The following is a 5,570-nucleotide window of genomic DNA, read 5'->3' as shown; positions in this document are numbered from 1 at the left end:
TGTGTTAGGCCTGCCGCTAGCGTTTATCCTGAGCCAGGATCAAACTCTCCATTGTAAAAAATGAAAATTTTCTGACGATTATACCTCTCGGGAAACTTAGCTGAAATATCTGCGGTATTCCTAAAAACACCCTCAGACATCCAAACCTTGCCCCCGAGCGGCGGAAAGCATCTGACGACACCCTCCGAACCGTCTCCTGTGCTCCGGTTTCTTTACTACCTGTTTCTTTTATTGACTAAGCTTTTTTCCCACCTATCTCTAGGTGATGAGCCATTACTGGCTCCTAAACTTGTACTACAACTGCAATACTTCAATGAACTTTTGACCTTTTCAGGTCTTCATATTTTCACGTTCGCTTCCGGAAACTCCCGAATGAATACAAACGAAAAAACAGCAACTTTATTGCGTCCGCCGGAAAAACTTCCGAAACGAACTGCAAAGGTAATTCAAAATTTCAATTCTGCAAAAACTTTTTCACTTTTTTCTACCACCCCACCATCCCACGCACCTCCTCTCTTTTGCGGATGCAAAGGTAATCACCTTTCCGGTCTTTGCAAACATTTTCGAATATTTTTTCGAATTCTTTTTTTCCGTAGCTTTGTAGTACTCTTATACCCAAACCGATATAGAGTATCAAAAAACAACAACCGATGCGAATAGGAATCGTCATTGTCAACTATAACACGTGCGCGCTCCTGCGGAATTGCCTGCAATCACTCGCTACCTACCTATCGCACGGGGGCGAGGAGACAATCCGGGTGGCGGTGGTGGACAACGGCTCGACGGACGGATCGGCCGAGATGGTACGAAGTGAATTTCCGGAGGTCGTTTGCGTGGAGGCCGGGGAGAATCTCGGTTTCGGACACGCCAACAATTTGGGCGTGAAGGTATTGGAAGAACGTTTCGGAGAAGCGGAATACCTCTTTTTCCTCAACTCGGATACCGTACTGCTCAACGATGCGCCGGCCATTCTGGCGGAATTTCTGGACAACCGTCCGGAAGCGGGAGTAGCGGGCGGAAACCTGTTCCGCGCAGACGGAACCGCACCCAATCGATCGTTCGCCTCCGTGCACGGACTCGGCTGGGAATTGCCCGCCTTCATCAAGCGGCGTCTGTGGCCGAACGAGCCTTGGTTCAACCACACGTCCGAGCCGCGGCAAGTCGGATACATCGTGGGAGCGGATCTGATGGTCAGAAGAGCCGCCTTGAAAAACCGGGAGGCTTTCGATCCCGACTTTTTCATGTACTACGAAGACATCGAGCTCTGCGTGCGTATCCGGCGGAGCGGATTCGAGGTCTGGTCGGTACCTCAGGCCCGGATCATTCACCTGGCCGGACAATCGTGCACGGTGCCGAACACCAAATTTCAACGGATACAAGAGTCGAAATACATCTATTATAATAAAGTACACGGAACGAGTCATGCCCGATGGGCATATCGGCTCGCCCAAACAGGATACCGGCTGCACGCCGCGTGGGGACGACTCACGGGCAACCATGCGAAACGAGAACGGTACGCCGAATGGGCAGAAATCAATGCGGCGGCTTGGAAACAGGGCCGACAAACACGCGAAAACAGACACACAACCAAAAGAGATCATGAATAGCCGGGAAGAAAAGCTGGCCGCCATCGGACGGCTGCTGGACATTATGGACGAACTGCGGGTCAAATGTCCGTGGGATCGGGAGCAGACAATGCTCTCGTTGCGGAACGCCACCATCGAAGAGTGTTTCGAACTGATGGACGCCATCGTGGAGGGCGATCCTCTATATATAAAGAAGGAGTTGGGCGACCTGCTGCTGCACATCGTTTTCTACGCCCGGATCGCACAGGAGGAGGGGCGGTTCGACATCGGCGACGTGGCGACGGCGCTCTGCGAAAAACTGATCTACCGCCACCCGCACGTCTACGGCGAGGCGGTGGCGGCCGATGCGGGACGGGTGGTGCAGAATTGGGAGGTGCTGAAGCAGAAAGAGAAAGACGGCAACAAGACGATTCTGGCGGGGGTGCCGAAGGGGATGCCTGCCTTGCCGAAGGCCTGCCGGATTCAGCAGAAGGCGGCGACGGTGGGATTCGACTGGCACGAACGGCAGGAGGTGTGGGCAAAGGTGCGGGAAGAGACGGAGGAGATTCAGGCCGAAATAGAGGGTGCGGATGCCGATCGGTTGGAGGCGGAGTTCGGCGACCTGCTCTTTTCGGTAGTGAACGCCGCGCGGCTGTACGGGGTGAATCCCGACCTGGCGCTGGAGCGGACGAACCGGAAATTCATGGCCCGCTTCGGATACATGGAGCACAAAGCCAAGGAAAAAGGCGTATCTTTACAAGACTTCCCGGCGGATGAGATGGAGCGATACTGGAACGAGGCGAAGACCAAACACCTAAACGACGAAACGTTATGAAAAAACGGTTGATTCTGCTCTGGATAAGCGCAACGGCCCTGCTCGGCTTGCCGGGTTGCGGATCGCACGGCAGCTCCTCGGACCTGCACGAGGAAGAGGCTGCCGTAGAGGTCGAAGAGGTCGACCTGCCGGAGGACGAGGGGATAACGAACGCTGCCGATGCCGTCTACGGAGGTACTCCGTCCGGAGCGGGCCGAAACAAGGGCGAAGCGGAGTGGCGGGAGCTGCTGGCCGCGGGTTCGGTGGCGTCATCGGACAGCTCGCGGCGGTTCGTCCGCACGGCGACGATGAAGTTCCGCGTCAAACACTTGGCCACCTCGATCTACTCGATCGAAGAGATCGTGCGGCAACAGGGGGGCTTCGTAGAGAGCAGCAATATGGAAAATTCGGTCTTTTCGACCCGAACGACACCGCTCAGTCGGGATTCGATCCTGGAGACCACCACGCATCGGCTCTCGTGCCGGATGAAGATCCGGGTGCCGAGCGAACGGCTGGACACGGTATTGCAGCTGGTTTCGAACCACATCGACTTTCTGGATTACCGCAAGATGGAAGCGGAGGATGTAACGCTCGACTGGCAGGGGCGGCAACAAACCGACAAACGATATAAGAAATATGTATCGGATTCGAACCGGCGGCCTCGGACAGACTCCGCTACGGAGGCGACGTTCAAACGCACGCTCGAAGGAGACGAAGCCGCGTTGCAGCTCCGGCGGTTGAACGACCGGATCCGGTTCAGCACCGTGACGCTGCACCTCTACCAGCGCGAAACGGTTCGAAACGAGGTACTTCCGCAGTCGGACGAGGTGCAGCCCTACCGTCCGGGATTCTGGAAGGAGGCGGGACAAGCCTTGTCGCGCGGCCTCAGCGTACTGCGGATCATCGTGTTGTTCCTGTTCCACATCTGGTGGCTGATTCTGGGGGGAGCGATCGTGTGGGGCGTCTTGTGGTGCCGGAAACGATTCTGCCGCAAGAAAAAACAATAATGCCGCTTTACGGCAAATGCGAACGCCGGCTGTCGTTTATCACGACAGCCGGCGTTCGCGTTACTCCCCATCCCCGAACGGAACCGTCCATCGAATCGTTCCGTCGGCCCCGCAATGCAGCGGCAAATCACCGAATATCCGCCCGATCGCTCCGTTCGCCAACAACTCGTCCGGCGCACCCGCCTCCACTCCGTCGCGCCCCATCACCCACAACACGTCGCACAACTGGAGCGCCACCGACAGGTCGTGAGACGAAAAAACGACGATCTTGCCCGTCCGATGCGCCAGCCGCCTCAACAGCAGAACGGTGTGATACCGGTTCGGCAGGTCGAGAAAAGCCGTCGGTTCGTCGAGCAGCATCACCGGCGTGTCCTGCGCCAAGGCCCGCGCAATCATCACCCGCTGCCGTTCTCCGTCGCTGAGCGTGTCGAGCGTCTTCTCGCGAAAGGCGGTCATCCCGACCTGCTCCAATGCCTCGGCCACCCGCCGCTCATCCTCCGTCGACAACGATCCGAACCACCCCGTATACGGCGCTCTCCCCATAGCCACCGCCTCGTACACACGCAAGTGAGCCACCGTCACCGACTCCGTGGTCACAAAGGCGATCCGTTTGGCCCGTTCCGCCGGAGCGAGCCGCAACAACTCCTCACCGTCCAACGACACCGATCCGCCCAACGGCGCCCGCACACCGGCCAAGACCCGCAGGAGGGTGCTCTTTCCGACCCCGTTCCGGCCCAGCAGGGCCACGATCTTCCCCTCCCCGGCCCGCAGCGTCAACCCCGTTTGCAAAATGCGCTCCTCTTTCCGCTTCGGTCGGTAACCGAGGGTGAGCGATTCGATTTCGAGCCCCATTACATCATCCTCCCGCGTTTGTTATTGACCACCACAGCGACCACCACCGGTATCCCCACCAGCGCCGTCAGCGTATTGATGGGCAAGATCAGATCGGTGCCCGGCAGTTGCGACAAGAGGTCGCACAAGAGCACCAGATCGGCCCCGATCAACATCGAAGCGGGCAGCAGGATCCGGTGGTCGGCCCTCCGAAAGCACATCCGGGCCAGGTGCGGCACGGCGATGCCGACGAACCCGATCGGCCCGCAGAAAGCCGTCACGCCGCCCGCCAGCAACGAGGTCGCAAAAAAAATCACCGTCCGCACCCGCCGGATCGAGACCCCCATACTCCGGGCGTATCCGTCGCCCAGCAGCAAGAGGTTCAACGGTTTCACGGAAAGAACGGCCAGCAGCATCCCTCCGCCGACGCACAGAGCGAGAATCAGCAGCTGGGCGTGCGACAGCCCGCCGAGGCTCCCCATCGACCAGATGACGAACCCTTTCAACGCGCTGTCGCTGCTGAAATACTGCAAGACATCGACCAACGCCGCGGCGCCGCTGCCGAACATCATCCCGAGGATCAGCACGGCCATAATATCCTTGATGCGGGCCGAAACGGCCATCACGACGACCAGCACCGCCACTGCTCCACCCCATGCAGCCACGGCCGTTCCGAGATCGCGCGCCACGCCGAGGCCGCCGAGCACGGGCGCTCCGAGCAGAAAAAGCGCCACGCCAAGACTCGCTCCCGAGCTGACGCCCAGCACGTAAGGCCCTGCCAAAGGATTCCGAAAGACGGTCTGCATCAGCAGACCGCTCACGGCCAGCGCGCTCCCGACCAGCCATGCCGCAGTCGCTTTGGGCAGCCGGAAGTCGAACAGAATCCGCCACGCCACGTCGTCCCGACCGGCGCCGAAGGGCCACAACAGCCCGGTCGAACCGACGACCACATCGGCTCCGAACAGTGCGACGAGCAGTACAATGAGGAGTATAAATTTCGTTCTCAACGTTCTTCGGTTCTATCTTTCTGTCGGGTAAGGACTCGGGGCTGCGGCGTTTCGCCCCGGGCTACCGCGATCGCACGGATGGCACACCGGGCCACGGGGGTAGCGGAGGTTACGCCTGGTCTTCCACAACCAGTGGGAGCAGTGGCCTGAACTTGATTTTCGGGGGCACATGGCTCCGTCCCGGCAGCACTGATTACCGTGCCTACGGTTTTCAGTTGCGCTGCCTCTCGTAATAAACGGGGGTGCCGCTCGCGGTGGGCAATGGGCTGGAACTACCCTAAGTAACTGACCACCCAACCCTGCATTTAAATTGCATCACTGCGGCTCTCTGAGCCGCGCGGGCCGA

At 58.7% G+C, this 5,570-nt stretch carries 5 protein-coding genes; 3 read left to right on the top strand and 2 right to left on the bottom strand.

What is annotated here, in order from left to right; translation table 11 throughout:
* The first annotated feature begins 650 nt into the window (after positions 1-650).
* From QZ302_RS08305 to QZ302_RS08295, 3 genes are read left to right on the top strand one after another with little or no spacing between them, the layout of a single operon-like run.
* On the top strand, positions 651-1,607 hold the full coding sequence (locus QZ302_RS08305; protein ID WP_294594384.1) for a glycosyltransferase family 2 protein: 957 nt from the start codon (positions 651-653) through the stop codon (positions 1,605-1,607).
* Positions 1,600-2,400 (top strand): nucleoside triphosphate pyrophosphohydrolase, encoded by an 801-nt coding sequence (gene mazG, locus QZ302_RS08300; protein WP_294594383.1) that lies wholly within the window; start codon positions 1,600-1,602, stop codon positions 2,398-2,400. The genes QZ302_RS08305 and mazG overlap by 8 nt, the downstream gene beginning before the upstream one ends.
* Positions 2,397-3,386 carry a DUF4349 domain-containing protein gene (locus tag QZ302_RS08295; RefSeq protein WP_294594381.1) on the top strand — a complete coding sequence of 330 codons (990 nt, stop codon included), beginning with the start codon at positions 2,397-2,399 and terminating at the stop codon, positions 3,384-3,386. Before mazG ends, QZ302_RS08295 begins: the two co-directional genes overlap by 4 nt.
* Before the next feature lie 60 nt (positions 3,387-3,446).
* Here QZ302_RS08295 and QZ302_RS08290 read toward each other — a convergent pair whose 3' ends face one another.
* Together QZ302_RS08290 and QZ302_RS08285 are read right to left on the bottom strand one after the other, a co-directional pair.
* Entirely contained in the window at positions 3,447-4,238 is a 792-nt protein-coding gene (locus QZ302_RS08290) for an ABC transporter ATP-binding protein (RefSeq protein ID WP_294594379.1), read from the bottom strand.
* Positions 4,238-5,224, bottom strand: a complete 987-nt coding sequence (locus QZ302_RS08285; RefSeq protein ID WP_294594377.1) for an iron ABC transporter permease — start codon at positions 5,222-5,224, stop codon at positions 4,238-4,240. Before QZ302_RS08285 ends, QZ302_RS08290 begins: the two co-directional genes overlap by 1 nt.
* Between the last annotated feature and the right edge of the window lie 346 nt (positions 5,225-5,570).

This window comes from uncultured Rikenella sp. (assembly GCF_910579375.1).
In the GTDB taxonomy this organism is placed as follows: domain Bacteria; phylum Bacteroidota; class Bacteroidia; order Bacteroidales; family Rikenellaceae; genus Rikenella.
The sequence above is the reverse complement of the archived record's forward strand: the minus strand, read 5'-3'. Positions and strand labels throughout refer to the sequence as shown.

Coding starts and splice junctions, on each gene's coding strand:
- QZ302_RS08305 (WP_294594384.1), top strand. CDS start 651: ATGCGAATAGGAATCGTCATTGTCAACTATAACACGTGCGCGCTCCTG.
- QZ302_RS08290 (WP_294594379.1), bottom strand. CDS start 4,238: ATGGGGCTCGAAATCGAATCGCTCACCCTCGGTTACCGACCGAAGCGG.
- mazG (WP_294594383.1), top strand. CDS start 1,600: ATGAATAGCCGGGAAGAAAAGCTGGCCGCCATCGGACGGCTGCTGGAC.
- QZ302_RS08295 (WP_294594381.1), top strand. CDS start 2,397: ATGAAAAAACGGTTGATTCTGCTCTGGATAAGCGCAACGGCCCTGCTC.